The 23,428-nt window shown below is 42.5% G+C and carries 25 protein-coding genes and 1 other RNA gene; 2 read left to right on the forward strand and 24 right to left on the reverse strand.

Annotated elements, in window-relative coordinates:
• Positions 1-6 precede the first annotated feature (6 nt).
• The 20 genes from uvrC to MAHAU_RS09250 form a co-directional block, all read right to left on the reverse strand.
• Positions 7-1,875 carry an excinuclease ABC subunit UvrC gene (gene uvrC, locus MAHAU_RS09155; RefSeq protein WP_013781444.1) on the reverse strand — a complete coding sequence of 623 codons (1,869 nt, stop codon included), beginning with the start codon at positions 1,873-1,875 and terminating at the stop codon, positions 7-9.
• The gene (locus tag MAHAU_RS09160) at positions 1,872-2,411 is read right to left on the reverse strand and encodes a 2-oxoacid:ferredoxin oxidoreductase subunit gamma family protein (RefSeq protein ID WP_013781445.1); all 540 of its coding nucleotides are present in this window, start codon (positions 2,409-2,411) and stop codon (positions 1,872-1,874) included. The genes uvrC and MAHAU_RS09160 overlap by 4 nt, the downstream gene beginning before the upstream one ends.
• Positions 2,408-3,163 carry a thiamine pyrophosphate-dependent enzyme gene (locus MAHAU_RS09165; RefSeq protein ID WP_013781446.1) on the reverse strand — a complete coding sequence of 252 codons (756 nt, stop codon included), beginning with the start codon at positions 3,161-3,163 and terminating at the stop codon, positions 2,408-2,410. Before MAHAU_RS09165 ends, MAHAU_RS09160 begins: the two co-directional genes overlap by 4 nt.
• Positions 3,163-4,236, reverse strand: coding sequence for a 3-methyl-2-oxobutanoate dehydrogenase subunit VorB (locus MAHAU_RS09170; protein WP_013781447.1), 1,074 nt, complete (start codon positions 4,234-4,236; stop codon positions 3,163-3,165). Before MAHAU_RS09170 ends, MAHAU_RS09165 begins: the two co-directional genes overlap by 1 nt.
• A 13-nt stretch (positions 4,237-4,249) precedes the next feature.
• Positions 4,250-4,462 carry a 4Fe-4S dicluster domain-containing protein gene (locus MAHAU_RS09175; protein WP_013781448.1) on the reverse strand — a complete coding sequence of 71 codons (213 nt, stop codon included), beginning with the start codon at positions 4,460-4,462 and terminating at the stop codon, positions 4,250-4,252.
• 17 nt (positions 4,463-4,479) lie between these two features.
• Positions 4,480-5,157: a P-loop NTPase family protein gene (locus MAHAU_RS09180; protein ID WP_013781449.1), complete on the reverse strand. Its 678-nt coding sequence runs from the start codon at positions 5,155-5,157 to the stop codon at positions 4,480-4,482.
• Positions 5,154-6,368 carry a CdaR family protein gene (locus MAHAU_RS09185; protein WP_013781450.1) on the reverse strand — a complete coding sequence of 405 codons (1,215 nt, stop codon included), beginning with the start codon at positions 6,366-6,368 and terminating at the stop codon, positions 5,154-5,156. The genes MAHAU_RS09180 and MAHAU_RS09185 overlap by 4 nt, the downstream gene beginning before the upstream one ends.
• The gene (gene cdaA, locus MAHAU_RS09190; RefSeq protein WP_013781451.1) at positions 6,337-7,197 is read right to left on the reverse strand and encodes a diadenylate cyclase CdaA; all 861 of its coding nucleotides are present in this window, start codon (positions 7,195-7,197) and stop codon (positions 6,337-6,339) included. Before cdaA ends, MAHAU_RS09185 begins: the two co-directional genes overlap by 32 nt.
• Positions 7,198-7,406: 209 nt before the next feature.
• Positions 7,407-9,230 carry a heme NO-binding domain-containing protein gene (locus MAHAU_RS09200; protein WP_013781452.1) on the reverse strand — a complete coding sequence of 608 codons (1,824 nt, stop codon included), beginning with the start codon at positions 9,228-9,230 and terminating at the stop codon, positions 7,407-7,409.
• 189 nt (positions 9,231-9,419) lie between these two features.
• Entirely contained in the window at positions 9,420-9,770 is a 351-nt protein-coding gene (locus tag MAHAU_RS09205) for a type II toxin-antitoxin system PemK/MazF family toxin (protein WP_013781453.1), read from the reverse strand.
• A gap of 8 nt (positions 9,771-9,778) precedes the next feature.
• Positions 9,779-10,051, reverse strand: coding sequence for a CopG family ribbon-helix-helix protein (locus tag MAHAU_RS09210; protein WP_013781454.1), 273 nt, complete (start codon positions 10,049-10,051; stop codon positions 9,779-9,781).
• A gap of 75 nt (positions 10,052-10,126) precedes the next feature.
• Positions 10,127-11,674, reverse strand: a complete 1,548-nt coding sequence (locus MAHAU_RS09215) for a bifunctional ADP-dependent NAD(P)H-hydrate dehydratase/NAD(P)H-hydrate epimerase (RefSeq protein ID WP_013781455.1) — start codon at positions 11,672-11,674, stop codon at positions 10,127-10,129.
• Positions 11,675-11,685: 11 nt separating this feature from the next.
• Positions 11,686-12,150: a chemotaxis protein CheX gene (locus MAHAU_RS09220; RefSeq protein WP_013781456.1), complete on the reverse strand. Its 465-nt coding sequence runs from the start codon at positions 12,148-12,150 to the stop codon at positions 11,686-11,688.
• Between the two features lie 211 nt (positions 12,151-12,361).
• Positions 12,362-12,713: a transfer-messenger RNA gene (gene ssrA / locus MAHAU_RS15400) on the reverse strand.
• Positions 12,714-12,719: 6 nt separating this feature from the next.
• Positions 12,720-13,187, reverse strand: coding sequence for an SsrA-binding protein SmpB (smpB, locus tag MAHAU_RS09225; protein WP_013781457.1), 468 nt, complete (start codon positions 13,185-13,187; stop codon positions 12,720-12,722).
• Between the two features lie 101 nt (positions 13,188-13,288).
• Positions 13,289-14,764, reverse strand: a complete 1,476-nt coding sequence (gene spoIVA / locus MAHAU_RS09230) for a stage IV sporulation protein A (protein ID WP_013781458.1) — start codon at positions 14,762-14,764, stop codon at positions 13,289-13,291.
• A gap of 81 nt (positions 14,765-14,845) precedes the next feature.
• Complete coding sequence (gene plsY, locus MAHAU_RS09235) at positions 14,846-15,442, reverse strand: glycerol-3-phosphate 1-O-acyltransferase PlsY (RefSeq protein WP_013781459.1); 597 nt, start codon at positions 15,440-15,442, stop codon at positions 14,846-14,848.
• A 13-nt stretch (positions 15,443-15,455) separates the two neighbouring features.
• On the reverse strand, positions 15,456-16,769 hold the full coding sequence (gene der / locus MAHAU_RS09240) for a ribosome biogenesis GTPase Der (protein ID WP_013781460.1): 1,314 nt from the start codon (positions 16,767-16,769) through the stop codon (positions 15,456-15,458).
• A complete protein-coding gene (locus MAHAU_RS09245; RefSeq protein ID WP_013781461.1) occupies positions 16,762-18,072 on the reverse strand; it encodes a DUF512 domain-containing protein in 1,311 nt (436 codons plus the stop codon). Before MAHAU_RS09245 ends, der begins: the two co-directional genes overlap by 8 nt.
• 2 nt (positions 18,073-18,074) lie before the next feature.
• Positions 18,075-19,229 (reverse strand): glycosyltransferase family 4 protein, encoded by a 1,155-nt coding sequence (locus MAHAU_RS09250; protein WP_013781462.1) that lies wholly within the window; start codon positions 19,227-19,229, stop codon positions 18,075-18,077.
• 236 nt (positions 19,230-19,465) lie between these two features.
• Here MAHAU_RS09250 and MAHAU_RS09255 point away from each other — a divergent pair, with 236 nt between their 5' ends.
• Entirely contained in the window at positions 19,466-19,825 is a 360-nt protein-coding gene (locus MAHAU_RS09255) for a Fur family transcriptional regulator (protein ID WP_049783401.1), read from the forward strand.
• Positions 19,826-19,850: 25 nt separating this feature from the next.
• On the opposite strand, the gene MAHAU_RS09260 is transcribed toward MAHAU_RS09255, so the two are convergent.
• The 3 genes from MAHAU_RS09260 to MAHAU_RS09270 all read right to left on the reverse strand — a co-directional run bounded on the left by MAHAU_RS09260 (position 19,851) and on the right by MAHAU_RS09270 (position 21,429).
• Positions 19,851-20,711, reverse strand: a complete 861-nt coding sequence (locus MAHAU_RS09260; RefSeq protein WP_013781464.1) for a hypothetical protein — start codon at positions 20,709-20,711, stop codon at positions 19,851-19,853.
• 64 nt (positions 20,712-20,775) lie between these two features.
• Positions 20,776-20,967, reverse strand: coding sequence for a hypothetical protein (locus MAHAU_RS09265; RefSeq protein WP_013781465.1), 192 nt, complete (start codon positions 20,965-20,967; stop codon positions 20,776-20,778).
• A gap of 267 nt (positions 20,968-21,234) precedes the next feature.
• The gene (locus MAHAU_RS09270; protein WP_013781467.1) at positions 21,235-21,429 is read right to left on the reverse strand and encodes a hypothetical protein; all 195 of its coding nucleotides are present in this window, start codon (positions 21,427-21,429) and stop codon (positions 21,235-21,237) included.
• 278 nt (positions 21,430-21,707) lie between these two features.
• Here MAHAU_RS09270 and MAHAU_RS09275 point away from each other — a divergent pair, with 278 nt between their 5' ends.
• Positions 21,708-23,003: a S8 family peptidase gene (locus MAHAU_RS09275; RefSeq protein WP_013781468.1), complete on the forward strand. Its 1,296-nt coding sequence runs from the start codon at positions 21,708-21,710 to the stop codon at positions 23,001-23,003.
• Here MAHAU_RS09275 and MAHAU_RS09280 read toward each other — a convergent pair.
• A complete protein-coding gene (locus MAHAU_RS09280; protein WP_013781469.1) occupies positions 23,000-23,416 on the reverse strand; it encodes an acyl-CoA thioesterase in 417 nt (138 codons plus the stop codon). The two genes, MAHAU_RS09275 and MAHAU_RS09280, sit on opposite strands and share 4 nt — an antisense overlap.
• Between the last annotated feature and the right edge of the window lie 12 nt (positions 23,417-23,428).

The following is a 23,428-nucleotide window of genomic DNA, read 5'->3' on the forward strand; positions in this document are numbered from 1 at the left end:
TAATCGCTATATACTATGAAAATACTCGTACACCTTTTTAGCTGCCGATATATTCATAGCCTTAATTGATGCCAACTCTTCTACACCGGCTCGTTTTATACTTTCCACAGAACCGAAATACTCCATCAATGCCTTTCTACGCTTATCGCCTATGCCTGGAATATTATCCAATACCGATTGGAGAGCGCTCTTCCCACGTAAGCTCCTATGATAGGAGATAGCAAATCGATGCGCTTCGTCCCTTATACGTTGGAGAAGCTGAAGTGCAGGGCTATCCTTGGGTAACACCAGCGGTTCGGATCTGTCTGGTATATATATCTCTTCATTTTCCTTAGCCAAACCTATAATCGGTATATAATCCAAACCTAAACGCGCCAACACCTGCCTCGCAGCATTTAATTGCCCACGTCCCCCATCTATAAGTATCAGATCCGGAAACGCAGAAAATTTGCCGTCCTTTATATCCAACCCTTTAGCTGCAAGCTGTCTCTTTTCGGACAATCCCTTGCTATACCTCCGATCCACAACCTCCGCCATACTGGCAAAATCATCGTTTTGAGGCATACTGATCCTGAATCGGCGATAGTCGCTGTTCTTCGGCCGTCCTCCTTCGGCAACCACCATGGAAGCCACAGTATCAGTGCCTTGAATATGAGATATATCAAAAGCCTCTATGCGCCACGGCATCTGATCTAATCCGAGTATCTCAGCCAATTGTTCCAGCGCTCCTTGCGTGCGCTGTTTATCAGCTTTTATCTTCAGGCTGAAGCGCTCTAAGGCTTCTCTGGCATTCTCTTCCGCCATTTCCACAAGTTCACGCTTCTCTCCTTTTATCGGCACTTTAAGCTGAATCCTTAAGCCTTTTTTATCAGACAACCATTTTTCTATAGTTTGCCCATCTTCGGGCCACACCGGCAACAATACTTCACTAGGTATAAAGTTTATTCCCGAATAAAATTGTTCCATAAATGACGCCAAGAGCGACGCCGTATCATCATGCCCTGTATCTTCCAATAAGAAGTGCTCTGCTCCTATCATCCTTCCCCCGCGAATAAAAAATACCTGAACCATGGAATCCTCATCCTGCTGGAAAACACCTATTACATCCTGATCTATGAGCTCTGTGGACACCACTTTCTGTTTCTCCTGTAAGCTCAATATGGCGTTTATCTTATCGCGCAATACGGCAGCTTTTTCAAAGTTAAGTGCATCTATAGCATTCCGCATTTGCTCTTTTAATTTATCTATAATATCTTCCTGGCGACCGTCCAAAAAATCGCATACCTGTCTTATGACATCGGCATACTGCTCGGCAGGTATGTCTTTCTGGCACGGCGCCATACACTGGCCTATATAATAATCAAGGCACGGCCTCTCCTTCTTTTTGCTATTTAGGTTGCGTTTGCACGTACGTACAGGAAACAGCCCTTTAAGAGTCTCTATAGTTTCTTTTACGGCAGCGCTATTCGGATAAGGGCCAAAATAGCGCGCTCCATCAGGTTCTGTCGATCGCGCCAACATTATACGCGGATACGGTTCGTTTACCGTGATCTTTATATACGGATAATGTTTGTCATCGCGCAGCGATACGTTATACTTGGGGTGATACTCTTTTATAAGGCTACACTCCAGCACCAGTGCTTCCACCTCAGAATCAGTCAATATATACTCGAAATCAGCGATATGCGCTATCATTGACCGTATCCTGGGGGAATGGTTTGTAGAAGAGCGGAAATACTGCCTAACGCGATTTTTAAGCGATACCGCTTTGCCTATATATATTATCCGCCCATCTTTATCTCTCATTATATAAACACCCGGTTTATCCGGAAGGTCTTTAAGCCGCTGTTCCAGATCGGGTATATTATCTATCATTTGTCGATGAGCTTCATCCCTTCATGTAAGGCTTTACGATTTATATCTACCATATGAGCCTTAGACGGGCCCAGCATTTCCTTAAAACAGCGCTCCACCACATCTACCGGTGCTATATCAGTACAAGCCAAAAATGCACCGAATATTACCATATTGGCCACACGCACGTTACCCAATCGATTGGCCACGTCGTTGGCCGGTATATAGTACGCCTTTATATCAGCTCTTTTTACTTCGCGGTCTATAAGCGAGCTGTTCACAAACACCGCTGCTCCGGTCGCCGCTATCTGCTCGAATTTATCCAGAGAAGGCCTGTTCATTATTATAAGGTCGGTAGGTGACGCAACCAGCGGAGAACCTATGAATTCATCAGAAACTACAACATGACAAAATGCTGTACCGCCACGCATCTCTGGCCCGTATGATGGATACCATGACACGTTAAAGCCGACTTCCATGGCAGCATGTGTCAATAATTGCCCTATCGACATGACACCCTGGCCACCAAAACCTGCCATTATAACTTCGTGCGTCATCGGCTAATCACTTCCTCGCCATCCACCTTAAGTTCTCCCAGCGGATAATACGGTATCATATTATCCTGCAGCCACTTAAGCGAATCTGCAGGCGTCATACCCCAGTTTATAGGACATGTGGATAACACCTCTACTATGGAGAATCCCTTACCTTCCATCTGAGTGGTAAAGGCCTTTTTTATACTGCGTTTAGCCTTGGCGATGTTCTTGACATCATGCACCGATACACGCGCTACGTAAGCTGCTCCTTGCAGCGTGGCTAAAAGTTCGCTCACACGTATAGGGTAACCGGCGCTGCCTGCGTCGCGGCCATACGGAGATGTGGTGGTGACCTGCCCAAGCAACGATGTCGGCGCCATTTGTCCACCCGTCATACCGAATATAGCGTTGTTTATAAATATGGTGGTTATTCTCTCCCCCCTAGCAGCGGCATGCACTATCTCAGTCATACCTATGGAAGCCAGATCGCCGTCGCCCTGATAGGTAAATACCACTCTATCCGGCCACACACGCTTTATGCCGGTGGCTACTGCCGGAGCCCTGCCATGTGCTGCCTCCTGCACATCTATATCAAAATAATCATGTGCCGATACTGCACAACCCACTGGCTCCACCCCTATGGTATTGGCTTGAATGTCCAATTCATCTATAACCTCGGCTACCAATCTGTGTACCAAGCCGTGGGTACATCCCGGACAATAATGAAACGGTTTATCAGTGAGCGAACGCGGCCTTTCAAATATGATCGACATCATCGCACCTCCAGTACATCGCATATATAATCCAATACTTCATTGGGAGATGGTATCATACCGCCCGTACGGCCATAAAAATATACCGGTTTTTTTCCGCTTATACCCAATTTCACGTCCTCCACCATCTGTCCTGCACTCATCTCTATCGAGAATACTGCCTTAACATTCGGTATATCGCCTATAGCAGCGACAGCATCATATGGAAAAGGCCACAAAGTTATAGGCCTCAGTATTCCAACGCTTATGCCCAATTCCTTGGCTTTTTTTGCTACCGTCCTGGCTATCCTGGCCATGGTACCGTAAGCCACCAACACGGCATCAGCGCCTTCGATATCTATTGATTGGTATTGCACTTCGTTTTGTTCAATACGTTTATACTTATCTATGAGTACCAGGTTCCGCTGCTCCAATTGCTCCGGTATCATAAACAGCGAATTTATCACATTCCTGGGGCGGCTACCATCGCACCCAGTAGTAGCCCAATCCTTTGCCGGAAGCTGTCTTTCTATTCGCTTTTTAGGCTCCAATACCACCGGCTCCATCATCTGGCCCAACATACCATCGGCCAATATCATGACTGGATTTCTATATTGATCGGCTATATCAAACCCCTCCACTATGAGGTCTATCATCTCCTGTATAGTAGACGGCGCCAGCACTACTAACCTGTAATCACCATGACCGCCGCCTTTTGTGGCCTGGAAATAATCTGCCTGGGATGGCTGTATACCACCCAGTCCGGGCCCACCGCGCATAACATTGACTATCAGACATGGCAATTCCGATGCAGCTATATAGGATATACCTTCCTGCATGAGGCTTATACCCGGGCTGGATGACGATGTCATCACCCTGGCCCCAGCTCCTGCTGCACCGTATACCATATTTATGGCAGCCAGTTCGCTTTCCGCCTGCAAAAAGCACCCTCCTACCTGGGGCATGCGTTTGGAAATATATTCGGCCACCTCGTTTTGAGGCGTTATAGGATAGCCAAAAAAATGGCGGCAACCAGCCATGATAGCCGCTTCCCCTATGGCCTCGTTTCCTTTAATAAGCACTTTTTGAGCCATAATACTCCCCTTTCTATGAAACCTTTTCTATCCTTATAGCTATATCAGGACATATCCGGGCACAAAAAGCACACCCCGTACACTTGGCCTCATCGGTGACGCCAGCCGGATTATATCCGCTGGCATTGATTCGATCTTTATTTATAGATACTATGCCTTCAGGGCATACAGATGTACATAGACCGCATCCCTTGCATATGTCTTCGAAAAATACTATATGGATCATTTCATTCTTCCTTTCGGTTACTGTTCCCAAGGAACGTGTAAAAATATTTTTATAGGCATGGCCTTGTCTTTATATTCATCCGGCAGCTGCTTTAAGACATCGGGCAAACCACATATTTTAACGACCGGTACACCAGCTTGTCGCGATAGATCTTCTACTAAAGCCTGCCCATACATTATATCATATATTGTGGTTTCTGAAGATAAATTCGTATTATTAATAAGGCCGGTTACTTTTAACCCTGATGTTTGCTCAATAGAATGCAACAAATTGCCGACAGCCGATATATCGGCTGAAAGCGGTCTTCTAGCGTTTATTACATACAACATATCGTATGTACCATCGCTTATATGGTCGCGCAGGTTACCCAATATCTTTGCTCCGACCTCATCTCCTCCTATATCCAGTACTACATTAAAATTCGTATTATCAAAGGCGCTGTAGACAGAGGCTGGAATAGATGGTACGTCCAACGCCGTACCGGCAAAATTCGGCGCTATAACCTTTATTTCGTTTTGTTCCAGATAATCCTTTACCTCCACCGTCCTAAAAAATGGATTTACTATATCCAGATCGACTATCATGGTTTTTAATCCCCGCCTTTGCAGGCCCAAAGCATAGTTTATAGATATCTCGGTCTTGCCGCTGCCAAAATGCCCTACGAATATGTTTATACGCTTGTCTGATAACATCATTTTAACAACACCGACACCGGCTGTGGTTCCACTTTTATAAGCTCGATACCTTTCGGCAATACTATAGTAGGTGTTACATCATAGCGCCCGCGGCTCATACCTTTAGCATTAACCACTACTTTTATATCGCTTGGCTTTAGGTTTTTTATAAGACTATACGGTCCTTTTACTGATAACGTTATACTACGCGGTTTATCGCCTACTTCAAGGTCTTCTGCCAAATTTTCTATTACTAAATCTGTCACAGCTACCTTCCCCTGTACATCTTGTTCTTTTACAGTTATATCAACCATGACGGGTTCCCCTTCTATGACCTCAATGCCGTCGAGCGATATCAATTGTGCCTTAACAGTACTGGTGGCTTGAACCTTGGATAGATCAATGGGTTCGGTTTCGATTACCGTCACCTTCGAAATATCATCGTCGGAACCAGCTACAGTCACATTACTAGGTTGAGCTGCAATGCTAACTATTTCCAAGCCATCAGGCAATTTTCCCGACGTATTTACTTTTACAGGTACGGCCTTAACAGCCCTTATCTTTTGATAAACCCTTACAAAATCAGCGCTCAAATTGAGGTCGTCTGTTATCTGTTTTTCCCGTTCATCATAAAGTATAATTGGCAATGAACGCGTTATATCGTATTTAGCCTCAGTTACATCCATCCGCACCACTGCCGAACGCACCTTGGAAACCAGGCTGCGCGGTCCGGTAACTATAATCTCATCCGGCACCAGCTCGGCTTCAAGCACCCTATGATTCACTGCTGGTTGACCCTCTAACTTCAATTCTACAGGCAATTGATTGTTCACTATATCTTCCACCTCTACTTCAATATAGGGTGGGGAAATATCGATTATATTTATATTGCTCGGAACATTTATGACTTTAACCGGTATTCGCTGCTTGCCGCTACTATTTATCGAACCTATATCGGCTACAGCCCTTATATCATATGGTTTAAAAGCGGCCACATCGCTACGGCGTCCTTCTATTTTTACGCTTACTTCTTGTATATCTGTATTCATGCGTATGAGATTTTTGTTTTTTAAAACCGACTCATTTTGTATCTCAACCGGTATATTACGTATGGTTCGCGCTATATTGGGATTTTGATCGCTGGCAACGTAAGTCCAAAGTATTATAGCAAATACTATAGATATTATTTTTTGCGGTAAATTACTTTTCATCGTCGCCCATATTTTGTCCATGCTTTTCCCTCCATTCCCTCCATATGCGCCAATTGAAAGCTTTTGTTTCGTGACTCGGAGCATACATTTGAACCAATACGTCCCTTAACATTTTGGAATCCAGATATCGGGTAAGCTTACCTTCACGCGCAATAGATATAACGCCGGTCTCCTCCGAAACCACTATAGCTAATGCATCGCTGACCTCTGAGACACCTATCGCCGCTCTATGACGTGTACCGAGCTGTTTGTTTATATCCTGCCTATCAGTCAATGGCAAAAAACATCCCGCCGCTATTACGCGATCATCTTTTATAATAACAGCACCATCGTGTAAAGGCGTGTTAGGCACAAATATGTTACTCAACAGTTCGGATGAGACTTTCCCATCCACCCTGATACCTGTTTCTATGATCTCATTCAGGCCCGTTTTGCCTGCTATGATAATGAGTGCTCCTATTTTATCCTTGGATAAACTCTGCACGGTTTTGACTATTTCTTCTATAGTATCACCATAATCGTTCTCACTGGGCATAAACGACGAAATGTTTATAAGCCCAGCTCGACCTATGTGCTCCAACGCCCTTCTGAGCTCGGGCTGAAATACTATAAGCAGGGCTATAACACCGACAGTCATAGCATTTCTAAGTAACCAGTTTACAGTATTAAGCCCCAACCATTCGCTTAATTGGGTGGATATTAGCAATATAACGAGGCCCTTGAGCACCTGCTCCGCCCTCGTTTCTTTTATGAGCATAAGTATCCTATATGCTATATAGGCTATTATCAATATATCTATAAGGTCTCTTATGCGAAATAATGATACCGCATTTAAGACTTGTTGCCACATCATAACACCTCATACTAATTGCAGGTACTATATACACTTTAATCTAGGATATACCAAAATAGGCATATATACGGTATAAACTGCGCGATGCAATCCAAGATATCACCGTTTGCTTCAAAAGCCCATTCGCCACAATCAAAGCATACACACTATAACAGCGATCCAACCGTTCTGCTACTATTATAATATATATATCCTTTTTGAGCAAGTTAGATACGATATTCTTCAAGCTGTTCTTTGAAACTGGCCGTGAGCTCCTCAAGCTGATTTATATAGTCCATCAATTCCTTTATCTTATTGGAATATGTAGTAACATTAGCGCTCATTTCTTCTGAAGAGGCAGAATTTTGCTCGGCTATAGCAGCTAACGATTGTATATTATCAAAAACCTTGCTTAACTGTTTGGTCTCGTTAAACAACCTATCTACTAAAGAAGCAATCTGCTGCGATACAGCCTGTATATTATCGGCGGCGTTCATAGTATCGCTGGAAGCATCTTGCAGCAACTCATTGCTTTCATCGATCTGATGAAATTGAGCGGCGATCTGCTCTGCCAGGTTATTGATCTGTTGCACAAACAGTTGTAAACTGCTGCTTATGCTTTGAGCCGAACGCTTGGATGTTTCCGCCAATTTCCTAACCTCTCCGGCAACCACAGCAAAACCCTTGCCGGCTTCCCCCGCCCTTGCCGCTTCTATAGAAGCATTCAATGATAATAAGTTAATTTTCTCGGCTATATCCTCTACAGCAGCGCTTATCTGTAATATATCATCGGCACTTTGAACCAAATTCGCACTTTGTTCGTTCACCGCTGAGAAATTATCCTTTACTTCCACCAATACATCCGATACATGACGAACATTTTGCGATGAAGTCTGAATGTTTTCTACGGCCCTCTCCAATTGTTCTCTACTGTTCTCTTCTTGTTCAGCCAATTGGTTTATATCCCTTATATCGTTATCCAATATACCAACGGCATTAACCGTTTCGTCGGCTTGGTAAACCGCTCCGTTGGCTACGTCCTGCACTACATCCGATATAGTATCGGAAACGCCTTTCATATCCATGGCTATATCAGAGAAGTTCCTGGCGAAATTATACATATCATCAGTACCGCCCTTTAAGAATACCATATCTTTGGTTATATTAGATTTAACTGTATTTATTTTATCCATTAAGCGCTGAAAATTATCATGGCTATGCAACAACACAGCATGGCTGAAATCCAGTTGTGCTAATTTATCCATCTCATCTTCTATGAGTTTCATAGGACCCATCACTATACGTGAAACTATGTAACCTATTACTGCCATAACAATCCCATACATAACCCTTTGCCCAACAGATAACCCGGGAAATAACCATGATGTAGCAAAAGTTGCTATACCTGTAATAAACCCTGATTTGAGATTTACGTCATTGAATATCCCAAATGAAAGGAAACGGCTTATATTATATGATTTTATCTCTTCATAGTTCTTTTGGAATTTCAACCTAACCTTCATATAATGTAGATCATTCCTTTTGCCAGTTTCTATTATATTGAAGTCCAATTGTTCATTAAAGAAAGCGGCGCTGCCTTCTAATAAGCCCAGAAAATAATCGAACAATCCTCTTTTAGATATATACTCCATATCAATCTGATCCGGCGTTATCTCTGTACATATTAGACGCGGAGGTTTGGCACCTCGTATCATCTTAGTCAACTGGGCATGGACGGCATCCATCATCAGTAAAAAGCCCTTTAAGCTGCTGCGTTCGAAATACGATGGAAACCATTTGGAAAATGTGTATATATTATGACGCCCTAAATCGCGCCACACATTTGCGGGCTCTCTGCCCACATCATGGGCTACATGCTCTATGATCGCCTTGGCTTGCTCATCAGCTATATCATCCAAAGGAGCTATGATCCTATTTGCATCCCAGCCAAGCCGCTCTAAAGCAGCGTTTACGGCGTCTTCACCGTATAATTCCCTTAGCGTGGATATCCACGTAGATACGACAGTACCCTTCATATTATTGAGGCACATAAAACGTATGTGCCCTTCCCTCCTCTTTTGAATTTTATTGATTGCCTGCAGGTTTTGTTTCAAAGCGAAGAACCTTTATTAATAATTATCGGTTAAAAAGATATGTTTCATTATATCTACAATATGTATAATGCATATCAAAAGCCCAAGATAAAAAAGTCGACCGACCATACGATCAATCGATTTCAATCATAATTCTATAAGGCCAAAGCTTATCTGTAATGCTTCGTCCACTTTTTTCATAGTCTCAGCCGAAAGATAGCCTATTTTTTCTCTTAAGCGTTTTTTGTCTATGGTACGTATTTGTTCTAAGAGTATTACGGAATCTTTAGGTAAACCGTAATCAGAAGCGCTTATTTCCACATGCGTGGGCAATTTCGCTTTATTGATCTGCGATGTTATGGCTGCTACTATGACAGTAGGGCTATATTTATTACCTATATCGTTCTGCACTACCAACACCGGCCGAACTCCGCCCTGCTCGGAACCAACCACAGGGCTTAGATCGGCATAAAACAAATCTCCTCGCTTTACAATCATCTAATTTTTCACTCTCCGCCAATAAAGCTTTCATACGCGTTAAGGGCATAATTGTCGGCCTTGACACCGATCTCGGCCATATCCTCATTTATCCTGGCCATATCCTGATAACCCTTAATCATTTGCTCTTTTATCTCTATCTTCTGCCTTTCTCTTATATAAAGCTTCATAGCTTCTCTTATAAATTCACTTCTGTTCTTCTTCTCCATAGCCACAATCTCGTCTACCTCTTTCAATAGACTATCGGGCAGGCTAACTAGTATCTTTTTGGAAACCGACATTTTCAGAACCTCCTCAAAAAATATGTAAGGAAGAACATAAACACTATGAATTATACTGCATATTTAATCCATAAGTCAATGGTTATAAATGTATTTTATGGCTGCCGGTATCATTTCTATTATGTCTCCGGCCACCAATCCATGCATTCCTTTGTTCTCAACGGCTTTATCGCCCGCCAACCCATGTATAAATGCACCAATATATGAAGCTTTATCAAAGCACCGATATTGGCACGCCATAGCTGCTATAACGCCGGTCAGTACATCTCCGCTGCCGGCCGTAGCCATACCTGCATTGCCGGTGCTATTTATATAAGTCCAACCGCTCGGGCAAGCTGTTACGGTAGCTGCGCCCTTCAGCACCATTACAACATTATGTTGACGAGCAAAATCCCTGGCTATATCAATGCGCTGGCATTGGATCTGCCCAATAGGCAGACCGGTCAGACGGCTCATCTCACCCGGGTGTGGTGTCAAAATAATATTACCTTTACTGTTCTTAAGCAAATCTTTTTGTTGAGCGATGGCGTTTAATCCATCGGCATCTACTATTATAGGTATATCAATAGAGTCGATAATATTCCTCAAAATACAAAAAATTTCATCATAGACCTGCATACCTGGACCTATAACCATGACATCGGCTTTTTGTGCCAAGGTAAGTATGTCAGCTAAAGCTTTGGCGGAAATTCTACCCACACCATCATCAGTTACAGGTTTTATCATAACCTCCTGTGCCGAAGCCGCTGCCGCATTGTATATACCATACGGTACAACCGCAGTAACCATACCCGCTCCACTTCTCATAGCAGCTTTAGCGGCCATGATCGGCGCGCCGGAAAACCCAACAGAACCTCCTACCACCAGTACGTGACCGTAATCGCCTTTATGACTGTCAGCTTCACGCACAGGCAAAGCTATATCATCGACAGTTATGTATCCAGCGCTTATATCCTCATCATCTATAGCAGCCCTCGGTATGCATATATCAGCTATACTCAAACGCCCCACATGCTTTTTACCCGGATAGACAATCTGGCCTATTTTGGGCAATACGAACGTTACGGTTTCATCGGCTATCACCGCACATCCGCATACCTCGCCGGTATCACTGTTTATGCCCGACGGCATATCGACGGATATCACATAGCCGGATGATTCATTTATGGCGTTTATTACATCGGCAGATAAGTCCGTTACCTCTCCTTTGATACCAGTACCGAATATTGCATCGATAATCACGTCGGTATTCTTTATATCGGCGTAAAATTCATGCAAGGCATACTCATCGTCTAATTGCATATAAGGTACGCCCGAATTCTTAATGATATTAAAATTTACAGCGGCATCGCCTTTAAATTTAGAAGAATTGGTCAAAAGATAAAGCTTCACGTTTAACCCATGTTGATGAAGATGCCTGGCTACTGCTAAACCATCGCCTCCATTATTGCCCCCGCCACATACAATGGCAGCGCGACGGTCGTTATGATGTTGAATACGTCTCATCACCCTGTTCACAACAGCCAAAGCAGCATTTTCCATAAGTACTATACCGGGTATACCGTAACGCTCTATTGCCGTTCTGTCTATAGAGCGCATCTGTTGAGCCATCACAGCTTTCATATTATCAGCTCCTATTGTTCTATGGCAGCTATTACTATCTCCATGCTTCCAAAGCGATCCAGATCCATTGGCACGGATATAGCAGGCGTTTTACTGGAGATTTCGATGCTATCCCCCGTCAGTATAGTAGGCGGCGTTATGTCTATTTGCAGTCCTTTCTGTGCATATATAGTGCTGGTATTGCCCATCACCATATTGCCTATTTCCCCTATTGCGCTTACAGCTATCTCATCTAATTCTTTTACTTCCATACCACCCATCATATAAGATGCTATACCCTTTGCATCCTCCTTAGATAGAAGAAAGTGTACTTGGCCTTTTATCTTACCGGTTATACCTATAATTATTATGAGATCATTTGCCGAAAACGGTGAGGTCCTAAGATATATTTTCCCAACTTTAGGTTCAATGCCGCAAACCATGGACAACACCATATGTCCTGCTTCTAAAAACGGATTGATATATTCTGCTTTCATCAGTATTTTCTCCCGTACATATAATTATAAAAATAATGAAATTATCCGTTTCCAATGATACCACATAATTTCATTATGGGCAAGAATTTAATCCAAAATGGGCATATGGTAAATATTGTAACATTAAATATGAAAAAAGTAGAACAGTAAAATAAGAGAAAAATGCGGTTATACTTGGGAATAAGCTCAGGTTCTTAATAAACAGGAATATTGGTGGAGGCGAGGGGAATCGAACCCCTGTCCGAAGATATGGCCTCGACAGTATCTCCGAGCGCAGTGATCGTTTTAATATTCGCCTCATGCATCTCCCGATCACAGGATATGCAATCAGCTAGCTTCATATAATCCCATCTGCCGCAAAGCTTAGGCAGACTGGTTCCCCGCTACATCGACGCCCGGATCTTACGCTGCGGGAAGCGTAAGTCGGACGTTAGCTGCATTAAGCAGCTAAAGCTAATTCTGCGTTATTGTCCGCAATTACTTTTTGTTCGGGTTTTATAGTGGTCCCGGCCACTGCTCGCTGCTCTCGACACCATCATCCCCGTCGAAACCAATACGCCCCCATGTTATCAATAACGCTGACGCTCTTTAAACTCCTTCTCAATATCGAGCTTGGCGTCGCGTTGTGCTATAGCCTCGCGTTTGTCGTATATTTTTTTACCCTTAGCCACTGCCAACGCTATTTTGACCAGACCATTTTTTAAATATACTTCCAAAGGTATAAGCGAATAACCCTTTTGCTGCACATATCCTATAAGTTTATTTATCTCGTAGCGATTTAACAGTAACCTTCTGGCACGTTCAGGATCAACGTTAAATATATTACCCTTTTCATATGGGCTTATATGCATCCCCAATAACCATACCTCACCGTCACGCACTACGGCATAGCTATCCTTTAAATTGAGCTTGCCCATGCGTATGGACTTTACCTCTGTACCTGTCAGTGCGATACCAGCCTCATATACTTCTTCTATGAAGTAATCGTGGCGGGCCTTTTTATTCTGAGCCACTGTTTTAACGCCTTTATCGTTCATCGATCATACCTTCCTCTTTAGGAAACAGAACCCTACCTGCATAGCACAGATAGGGCTAATTCCTATTATTATTATACACTTTTAATGCACAATGTCAAGGGCTACAATATTATGCATATCAGGCTGCCACTGCCTTCGTTTATGATACGTTGTAATGTTTCCTGGAGTTTCATCCTCGTATCCTCCGGCATACGCTGCAATTTATTATCCAATCCTTCTTTGACAAGATCGTGCAGCGATTTGCCGAATATATTGGTTTCCCATATCTTTGCCGGATCATTTTCGAACTCTTTCAGCATATAATTGACCAGTTCTTCGCTCTGCCTTTCTGTGCCCACTATAGGCGATACCTCAGTTTCTATATTGGCCAAGATCATGTGTATGGAAGGAGCCTCGGCTCTTAAGCGTACACCGAATCGGCCGCCTTGCTTTACTATCTGAGGCTCCTCGAGCGTCATTTCCTCTAACGTGGGTTCTACTATACCGTATCCCTTTTCGCGCACGTCTGCAAGGGCTTTAGCGATCCTGTCATATTCCCTTTTTGCGTGGGTTAATTCTTTCATAAGCCCTATAAGCTGATAATCTTCATTTATCTCATAACCGCACTCATCGCTCAGTATTTTATAGAACAAACCTTCCTTGGGCAATAACTGGGCCAAAACCCTGCCTTGACCCAAAGATATATCTTTTAAATCAATGCCCTCTATATCGTTCATATCGGCAAACAATAAAGAAATTTTCTGGGCATCTCTCACCGTATCTATATCGTCTAGATGTTGCCTGAGCCTATTGATTATACCGCTTATAAGCCAATTTTCTTCTCCCAAAGCCTCCAGCCATTTTGGCATCTGAATATTTACCTCAGTCAACGGGAATTCAAAAAGTAGCTTTTCTAATATTGTCTCTATATCGGCCACAGTCATATTCAGCACATCTATGACCAATACCGGCGTATCGTACTTCTCTTCCAGCGCATCGCGCAGTTTCTGCGTATCCTGATCACCAGGTTTGGCTGTATTAAGCACGATCACGAACGGCTTATGCGCCTGCTTTAAAGCATCGACTGATTTTTCTTCAGCTTCTATATAGCTGGAACGCGGCAACTCGGTTATACTGCCGTCAGTTGTCATCATGATACCTATAGTAGCATCTTCTATAACCTTCCTTGTACCAAATTCGGCTGCTTCCTCAAACGGAATAGGCTGATCAAACCACGGCGTCTTTACCATCCTGGGAGCATTATTTTCTATATGTCCCAAGGCTCCTTTTGCTAAAAATCCCACGCCGTCCACCATTCTTACTTTCATTTTGGCCACATCTTTAATGGCTATCTCGACAGCCTCGCTGGGTACAAATTTAGGTTCGGTGGTCATTATTGTCCTGCCGGCAGCACTTTGCGGCAGTTCATCCTTCGCCCGTTCCCTTTTATGCTGATTTTCTATATTGGGCAAGACCAATAGTTCCATAAAGCGCCTTACAAATGTCGATTTGCCGGTCCTCACCGGCCCTAACATGCCTATGTAAATATTACCCTCGGTCCGTTCTGCTATATCCTTATATATATCGAAACTTTCCATTCACCCGCAACCCCCTCGATAAAATGTGGCTTGTATCCAAAATTCATCTAGGGTATATATATGGGCAAATGAAATTTAATATTACACTTTTTTTGCCTTTTCTCCTAATTTAGATTCGCTGCCGCTCAACAAGCGCTTTATATTGTTGTTATGTCTGGCTATTATCATAATGCACGTAAATATGGAGAACAGTATAAGCCACGGATCCGGGCTAATTATCAATACTAAAATAGGGTATGCTATAGAGGCTATAATCGAACCGAGAGAAACATAACGCGTAACCAGTATTATTACACCTGCTATAAGCAATATAAGCAAGCCTATAAGCGGTGATATGACAAGTGCAGCCCCTAACGTGGTGGCCACACCTTTACCTCCGCGAAATTGAAAATAGATAGGCCAGTTATGCCCAGCCACAGCGGCCATACCGGCCAATACTGCTCCCCACTGACCGCCCAGCCATTGGCCTATAAGCACAGCTATGACACCTTTTAAGAAATCGAAGACCAGCGTAATGGCACCGGCCCGCTTACCCAACACTCTGGCTATATTTGTAGCGCCCGCATTACCGCTGCCATATTGCCTGATATCAATATGGCCCAGCATTTGGCTGACTATAAGCGCAGTGGATATACTGCCTATTAAATAACCTATTATAACAGCGATAACTATCCCCATAGTTTCTCCTTTTCTATTCTTTGCGTGCTCTTACAGCTATCCTTATAGGCGTGCCCTCGAACCCAAAATTGCGGCGTAGGTAATTCTCTAGATAGCGTTCATATGAAAAATGCATGAGTTCCGTATCGTTCACAAAGAGCACAAAAGTCGGCGGCCTCACAGCTACTTGGGTCGCATAGTATATCTTGAGCGAACGGCCTTTGCTGGACGGAGGAGCAGATATAGCAACCGCTTCCCTTATCACATCATTTAGTACGCCAGTAGATATTCTCATACTGCTCTGCTCAAATACATATTTAACCATCGGAAGTATTTTATCCATACGTTGGCCAGTTTTTGCCGATATGAAAAGGACCGGAGCATATCCTATAAACCCTAACTTTTCTGCTATATCCTGCTTGTATCGGCTAACAGTCTTATTATCTTTTTCTATTAAATCCCATTTATTCAACAAAACAATAAGCCCCTTGCCCTTCTCGTGAGCAAAACCAGCTATTTTAGCATCTTGTTCGGTAACACCTTCTACCGCATCTATAACCAGTGCGGCAACGTCACTGCGTTGTACGGCTTCAAGCGCTCTGGATACGCTGTACCTTTCAACCGCTTCATTTATTTTAGCCTTTCTTCTCAACCCTGCCGTATCTATTAAAATATATCTGTCGCCCTCATGCTCGATAAGTACATCTATAGCATCACGCGTAGTACCAGGCTGGTCGCTTACTATAACGCGTTCCTGCCCTAACAACCGATTAACTATAGACGATTTGCCAGCATTTGGTTTGCCTATGACCGCTATCCTTATAGTTTCCTCATCTATTATATCCACCGAAACATTTATATGCGCCACTATTTTATCCAGTAAATCCCCAATGCCGAGGCCATTACCAGCAGATATAGGTATAGGATCACCTAAACCCAATTTATAGAAATCGTATAATAAGTCCTTTCTGTTGAAATTATCCACCTTATTACATACAAGCAATACTGATTTATTGGACCGCCGCAATATATCGGCTACCTCCTCATCAGCAGACGTCATTCCCTCATTGGCATCCACTACGAGTAAAATCACATCGGCGGTATCAATCGCATATTGAGCCTGTCGGATCATCTGATTTACTATGCTATCCTTGCCGGAAAAATCTATCCCGCCTGTATCGACCAATGAAAATATCTTGCCTGTCCATTCTACATCGGCATATATTCTATCTCTGGTAATGCCAGGCGTATCGTCTACTATAGAAATACGCCTACCGACTAAGCGGTTAAAAAGCGTTGACTTGCCTACATTTGGCCTCCCTATAATAGCTACCGTTGCCTTATCTATATTTCATCACCTCTCTTAAAAATGCTTCTCCATCGACATCTACCACCCGTATGCGCGCATTTAGTGCTTGCCGGACTTCGTCTAACGTCATATCGTCTAAAAATACAGTTTCTCCTTCCCGTAACATACATTTAGGTATCAATAAGGCATCTCCCAAATCCACGTTTCTCAATTGTTCTATTATATCCCCACCTACCACCAATCCGGCTACTGTGACCGTCTTGCCAAAATAATTATTTTTTATGGGATAAACATTAATATTTATACCATAATCGTCGGCCAACTTATGGCTAAGTTCTTGCATAAAATCGGCCGCTGATAAACCGGTAGCCACAGATAAACGAACTTTGGTATGAGTATCGATTTTATATTTTTCAAGGCCCTTATAAAATTGCTTTTCGAACATTGCCAGCAATCCGACGCCGTTTTCCAACTGAGGAAAGTCTTCATATGACTCATATGGCGGCCAATGCCTTTGCGCTATAAGATAAAGTTCATCGGCCGCAAAGACCCAGCGAGTGCCCAATCTATCAAAGCACAGGCTTTGCCACTTCTCTATCTGATCCAATACGGACACCGCAGTATGCTGCTCATACATTCTTAAAGGATAAAGCTTCTGCCTGTGCTCGGTGAGGCCCACTGGTACAACTGCAAGCGATTGAAGCGACGGCCACAGCTCCATAAGTCGCTTTATGCTGTCATCCAAGACATCGCCATCGTTTATGCCCGGGCATAGCACCATCTGCCCATGCACCATTATATTATGCTCTTTGAAGCGTTGCAATATATTCATTATATTATCGGTTTCCGGTATGCCGAGCATAAAAGAGCGCACCTTTGGATCTACCGCATGTATAGACACGTAAAGCGGGCTTATATGCATCTTTGTGATGCGGTCTATATCGTGTTCGGTAAGGTTGGTAAGGGTAATGTAATTACCATCTAAAAATGATAACCTCCAGTCGTCGTCTTTATATTTTAATGTCGGGCGAACGCCTTTCGGCAATTGATCTACAAAGCAGAATATGCAACGATTTCGGCACACCCTCTCTTTATCCATAAGAGGATTATCAAATACCAAGCCTAAGTCCTGGTCATAATCCTTTTCTATAATAATATTTCTTACCAAGCCATCCTTCCCTTTTATCTCCAATTCAACACGCTCATCGGCTATGAGAAAGCGATAATCAAGCACATCCTCTATAGGCATGCCATTTATAGTTAAAATAACATCTCCCGACTTTATATCGTATAATTTAGCCAGGCTACCCTCCATCACATCCGCTATATAATGACCCTTCACGATTATATCAATACCACCGTTCCATCTTCTGGTTGCTTTAATACGCTATCATATGCTTGAAGCAAAGTCTCAAAAACTAAATCCCAAGTAAGAGTTAATGCATATTGTCTAGCATTATAGCTCATACGCTTGCGCATATATTCGTCCTCTATAAGCCTGACTACCGCAGAAACAAATTGCTGGGCATTATCCGAATGCACCAAAAATCCGTTGTATCCGCTTTCCACATTATCTTTCACACCACCAGCTGCGACTGCCACAACCGGTAGTCCTGAAGACATGGCCTCCAGCACCACATTACCAAATGTCTCGGTAAGCGATGGAAAAACAAACACATCTGCCGATGCATAAACTTCGCTTAGTTCTTCGCCGAAAATATATCCCGTATATACAACGTTATCCGGCATAACGCGTTTAATATGCTCCAAATAAGGACCGTTGCCAGCCATTATTAGCTTTATAGAGTCTTTATACTGGCGGTTAAGCATATTCATAGCCTCGACCAACAAATCCATGTTTTTCTCTCGGCTTATTCTCCCCACATATAAAAGCCCTACTTTATCCTTTAGTCCATATTTCTCACGCAAGCCTTCATTTCTTTTATCGGGACTAAATATATCTGGATGTATACCGTTGGGACACACCTCCACATTATATATACCGTGCTTTAATAACTCGTTTTTGGTCTCCTGCGATGGACATAAACTAAGTTGGCATTTGTTATGAAACCATTTTATATAATCCCATAAGCCCATTCCTATAAAATTGGCATAATAATACCTCATATACTGTGCATAATTTGTATGGTAAGTCGTTACCATAGGTATATCCATCTGCTTACCGCATAACAATCCGCACAACCCTATGGTAAACGGCGTTATTATATGTATAATATCGGGATTAAAGTCCTTTAATAGTTCTTTCACCCTCATATAATTGGGCACCGATACGCGGCATTCTTTGTAAAATATAAAGCTCATGCTTTTTAATCGAATTATCTGCCCTTTGAATCCGCTATCATCGACACGGCTGTATCGTGGCGCAAATACCATATACTCTATATTATGGGCATCAAAGTATCTCAGTTGCTCCTCCAGTACCTTCGTTACGCCACTGACCTGAGGCAGAAAACTATCGGTAAATATAGCTACTTTCATAAAAATGATGAACCTCCCTTCCTCTGGTCAAGTTCTACATTTATATTATACCATATACTGCACGCTATATCACAATAATTCTTTTTATCTCATTGACAATGCAATTATTTAATGATATTCTATGCAATATGATAATGATTATTATGAAATAATTGAAACGAGGGATATGTTTGAGCAATACAGTGTCTATTCTGGAACTTTTTAAAAAATATAAAATAAAAGCAACTCCCCAGAGAATGGCTATCTATGAAATGTTGAGAGGCACAAAACAACATCCAAGCGCAGAAATGATCTATAAAACTCTGGAGAATGATTATCCTACCATGAGCCTAGCTACCGTTTATAAAACTATAGACATACTAAAAGACGCAGGTTTGATTCAGGAATTAAAAGACATGACATCTACTGGTAGATATGATGCCAATACAGCACCACATCCGCATATAATATGTATAAAATGTAATAAGGTAGATGATCTTGATCTAGACATATCATTTGACGATGAGTTGCTGCACAAGGCGAAAGAAGCAAGCGGCTATGATGTATTGTACAGTCAGGTATACTTCTATGGTTACTGCCCTGATTGTCGTATATAAGCATAGCACAGATATAGGATCTGTGCTATGCTTGCCCTTCTTGTGCCATTTCCATGCTGTCATTATTATCTTGATTATCATCATCCAAATTAAACTCCTGTGATCTGGACATCATTTCCGCAAGCATCATGAATTTATCCAGCGATTCTTGCTGTTCTTCATCCATAAGCGGTTTTATAACATTAATCACAGACTGCATCTGTTGGCCTTTTGATTGGCTATCGTCGGTTATAGTATCGATACTGTTTATAGCCTCAAAAAGTTTGAGCTTTTTTAAGAGATTGTTTATCTGATTTTGTTTGTCCTCCGCCATTAGCGGCTTCACAGCCTCAATAGCACACCAGATTTTATCTTTATAATCCGCATCTTCAACAGCAGATGGTTGAAAAATATCCTTTATCTGCTTTACAGCTTCATGGAGTTTAACTATCTCATCCAATATTTTTTTCCCATTGTCGTCGACATGCTTTTTAAGTTCTTCCAATATGGCTCTTTGACGTTCATACAATGTCATAGAAGATGTAGATGGTTCTAAAGTAGAATCATCCGATTTACCAATATTTATAAAATTATCGATATCCTCTATAAACCTGGCCATGCAACAAAAACTGTCTATAGGTTTATGAACATCTTTAGGCATATAGGGCTTTATCCCGCTAAGCAATCCGGATAGATCAGTCATGTTGTTTTTAAGTATGGTTAAATCTAACGGTTTACTTTCCTCCCCATCCTCCGGGGGAGGAAGGTCAGGGACGTTGATATCATCATCCTGACCATCCTGTGGTTGTTCAATTTGTGTCCACTCAGTATATTCATCTGTAGGTTTTGTACTTTTGCTATGTACGGCCTTTAACAATAGCAGCAAAATTATAAAATACTGAAACATAAACAATCCTCCTCTGGTTTTTTATGTATAGGCAGGCCATAAAGCGGCCTGCTTATGGGACTCGTCAAGCTGTCTCGCCACAAATACAACCTTGATATATTATGACTAACAACAGGAAGAAGAAAAGCAAGCTCTCATCAACTCCAGATGCACCTGTAGCAGCAACATCATCATTCTTGCCGAAGCCCGTAAAGAGAAAAAACAGTATTATAATCCACAACCACGCACCTCCAAAAAATCCGCTTCCAGTAGGCATAGTCTTTATCCTCCTTTCCAATCTAAAGCATCGCTTCTATACAAAGCTTTGCCTATGTAACAATAAACGGACGTCGATTTACAACCTCTAAAATCAAGAGAAAAAACAAAAGCTCGTCATCATCAAATCGCGCATCGGTTATAAGCGTCAACAGTATAAAAAAGAATAATAAAGAACTCCCACTCATCGCCTTCATAGCCTACTTTTCTATTTTTTACATGCTGCAAGTAGTTATACTTGCAGCATGTAGCACATAGCCCCTGTATCTTATTTGACCGTGCCGCACCCGCACTGATAGAATAAAACCAGTAGCAGGAAGAAGAATAATAAACTATCGTCGTTATTCCCACATCCGGGCCCACCTCCGGGTTTTTTCCCAAAGCCGCACGAATCAAACAGGATAACAAGCAGTAGGAAGAAGAACAGTAAGCTTTCATTATTACCGCCGAACATTTCGCTCATAAGAATACCTCCTAAAAAATAATGTTGTAAGCTTGCGCTCTACTCTATATTACGCTGCAGATATAAAATGTGTTACTTATCTGTGATTCGTAATATGTGACTGAAACGAATTGTAAGTACGCAATCATTACGTGGCATAAGGATTGACATATATGCTGAGCGGGCGTAGGCTTTATATCATTGCATGCGCTGAATTTGTCATAGCACGAATCGAAGTTACTTATAACATTTAGCGCGCTTATAACATAAGATGAATTATAATGAAGGGAGGTACAATAATGAGCCTTTGGTCCAATGTTTTAATACAGCGTAAGGTAGATCCTGATATTCTCATGCATATGATGCGGACAGATAGCATGGAGCAAACCGTATCGGTCATAATATTCGCAAAAGATTTAGCAAATAAAGTTACCGAAGAAGCTATATATAAAGCCAATGGCAGGATAAAATATAAGCTCCCACTGATAAAAGCTTATGCGGTGGAACTTTCTTATAAGCATATAAAAGACCTAGCGTTATTGAAAGATGTCATATATATATCCAATGATGCAAACGTTAAGTGTTTTTTGGATATTGCACGGCCTGAGGTCAAAGCACCCCAGTGTCATAGAGCAGGGTATACCGGCAGCGGGGTAACCATAGCCATACTGGATACCGGGATATATCCTCATCCAGATTTGATACAACCCAAAAATAGAATAATAGGGTTTAAAGACCTAATAAACGGTATTAACAGACCATACGATGATAATGGTCACGGTACCCATGTAGCAGGAGATGCTGCTTCCAACGGTATTTCTTCCAATGGCAAGTATAAAGGCATAGCTCCCGGGAGTAATTTGGTTGGCGTAAAGGTGCTGGATGAAAATGGAACCGGAAATGTGTCCGATATAGTGGCCGGTATGCAGTGGGCAACCGATAATAAAGATAAATACGGTATAAGAGTAATGTCCATGTCTTTAGGCAGCAATAAGGTATTTGCCGGTATAGACCCGATGATGGTAGCGGTTAAAGCCGTATGGGACAGCGGCATTGTAGTAGTAGCCGCTGCAGGCAACAGCGGCCCTAAAGATAATACCATAGCTTCACCTGGTATCAGTCCCGTTATAATCACCGTAGGGGCCGCCGACGACAAAGGCACCCCGACAATCGACGATGACATCGTTGCCCCATTTTCCAGTCGCGGGACATTTCGAAGATGTCGCAGAGTTGATAAGCCTGATATAGTAGCGCCAGGCGTAAATATAACCTCTCTGGCGGCCGATATCGATTATTGCCCTGATAACATTGCAAGCAACGAGCATCGATCAAACGATGCAGCAACTGTCGGAACACATAAAAAAAGCATGAAGGTAAGCTCGGCCAAATATAAAACCATGTCCGGTACGTCCTTTGCTACTCCCATAGTATCCGGAGCTATAAGCCTGCTCTTGCAAAAAAGTCCATCGCTTACACCCGATGAGGTAAAAAAGATCGTATTATCATCAGGAAATCCGCTTAAAGGTCAACCCAGAAATGCACAAGGCAATGGAATAATAGATATAGAAAAAATGCTGGCTCAAGTAGCGCCTTAAGCCAAGCATTCATATAACAAATTGTAGAGGTTCTTGTCGATCTTCTTTACGTTTATAGGCTTCATATCCTTGTTTACAAAGGCATGCACAGTATAACCCTCGGCTATCAAAACCTGCTCAGGTTGCTTGAGAACCCGGTAGCCGAAGGTTATCCTAACACCCTTTATCTCTTTTACATATGTACGTATTATAAGCCGATCCTCATAATATGCCGGTTTTTTATAAACACAATGGCTTTCCAACAACGGCAGCAAAAACCCGTCCTTTTCCATCTGCCCGTAGCTCCTGCCCAGCGAAGCCAGAAAATCCGTCCGCCCCTCTTCGAACCATGGATAATAGTTTGAGTGATGCACTATGCCCATTTGATCGGTCTCTTTATAACGCACCTTTATATGCGTGTCATAAGAATACAAAGTAAAGCCTCC

This window comes from Mahella australiensis 50-1 BON (assembly GCF_000213255.1).
In the GTDB taxonomy this organism is placed as follows: domain Bacteria; phylum Bacillota; class Clostridia; order Mahellales; family Mahellaceae; genus Mahella; species Mahella australiensis.

Excerpts from the sequence above, each read along its gene's own strand:
- uvrC (WP_013781444.1), bottom strand. The coding sequence starts at position 1,875 with ATGATAGATAATATACCCGATCTGGAACAGCGGCTTAAAGACCTTCCG.
- MAHAU_RS09160 (WP_013781445.1), bottom strand. The coding sequence starts at position 2,411 with ATGACGCACGAAGTTATAATGGCAGGTTTTGGTGGCCAGGGTGTCATG.
- MAHAU_RS09165 (WP_013781446.1), bottom strand. The coding sequence starts at position 3,163 with ATGTCGATCATATTTGAAAGGCCGCGTTCGCTCACTGATAAACCGTTT.
- MAHAU_RS09170 (WP_013781447.1), bottom strand. The coding sequence starts at position 4,236 with ATGGCTCAAAAAGTGCTTATTAAAGGAAACGAGGCCATAGGGGAAGCG.
- MAHAU_RS09175 (WP_013781448.1), bottom strand. The coding sequence starts at position 4,462 with ATGATCCATATAGTATTTTTCGAAGACATATGCAAGGGATGCGGTCTA.
- MAHAU_RS09180 (WP_013781449.1), bottom strand. The coding sequence starts at position 5,157 with ATGATGTTATCAGACAAGCGTATAAACATATTCGTAGGGCATTTTGGC.
- MAHAU_RS09185 (WP_013781450.1), bottom strand. The coding sequence starts at position 6,368 with ATGGACAAAATATGGGCGACGATGAAAAGTAATTTACCGCAAAAAATA.
- cdaA (WP_013781451.1), bottom strand. The coding sequence starts at position 7,197 with ATGTGGCAACAAGTCTTAAATGCGGTATCATTATTTCGCATAAGAGAC.
- MAHAU_RS09200 (WP_013781452.1), bottom strand. The coding sequence starts at position 9,230 with ATGTGCCTCAATAATATGAAGGGTACTGTCGTATCTACGTGGATATCC.
- MAHAU_RS09205 (WP_013781453.1), bottom strand. The coding sequence starts at position 9,770 with ATGATTGTAAAGCGAGGAGATTTGTTTTATGCCGATCTAAGCCCTGTG.
- MAHAU_RS09210 (WP_013781454.1), bottom strand. The coding sequence starts at position 10,051 with ATGTCGGTTTCCAAAAAGATACTAGTTAGCCTGCCCGATAGTCTATTG.
- MAHAU_RS09215 (WP_013781455.1), bottom strand. The coding sequence starts at position 11,674 with ATGAAAGCTGTGATGGCTCAACAGATGCGCTCTATAGACAGAACGGCA.
- MAHAU_RS09220 (WP_013781456.1), bottom strand. The coding sequence starts at position 12,150 with ATGAAAGCAGAATATATCAATCCGTTTTTAGAAGCAGGACATATGGTG.
- smpB (WP_013781457.1), bottom strand. The coding sequence starts at position 13,187 with ATGAACGATAAAGGCGTTAAAACAGTGGCTCAGAATAAAAAGGCCCGC.
- spoIVA (WP_013781458.1), bottom strand. The coding sequence starts at position 14,764 with ATGGAAAGTTTCGATATATATAAGGATATAGCAGAACGGACCGAGGGT.
- plsY (WP_013781459.1), bottom strand. The coding sequence starts at position 15,442 with ATGGGGATAGTTATCGCTGTTATAATAGGTTATTTAATAGGCAGTATA.
- MAHAU_RS09250 (WP_013781462.1), bottom strand. The coding sequence starts at position 19,229 with ATGAAAGTAGCTATATTTACCGATAGTTTTCTGCCTCAGGTCAGTGGC.
- MAHAU_RS09255 (WP_049783401.1), top strand. The coding sequence starts at position 19,466 with ATGGCTATCTATGAAATGTTGAGAGGCACAAAACAACATCCAAGCGCA.
- MAHAU_RS09260 (WP_013781464.1), bottom strand. The coding sequence starts at position 20,711 with ATGTTTCAGTATTTTATAATTTTGCTGCTATTGTTAAAGGCCGTACAT.
- MAHAU_RS09265 (WP_013781465.1), bottom strand. The coding sequence starts at position 20,967 with ATGCCTACTGGAAGCGGATTTTTTGGAGGTGCGTGGTTGTGGATTATA.
- MAHAU_RS09270 (WP_013781467.1), bottom strand. The coding sequence starts at position 21,429 with ATGAGCGAAATGTTCGGCGGTAATAATGAAAGCTTACTGTTCTTCTTC.
- MAHAU_RS09275 (WP_013781468.1), top strand. The coding sequence starts at position 21,708 with ATGAGCCTTTGGTCCAATGTTTTAATACAGCGTAAGGTAGATCCTGAT.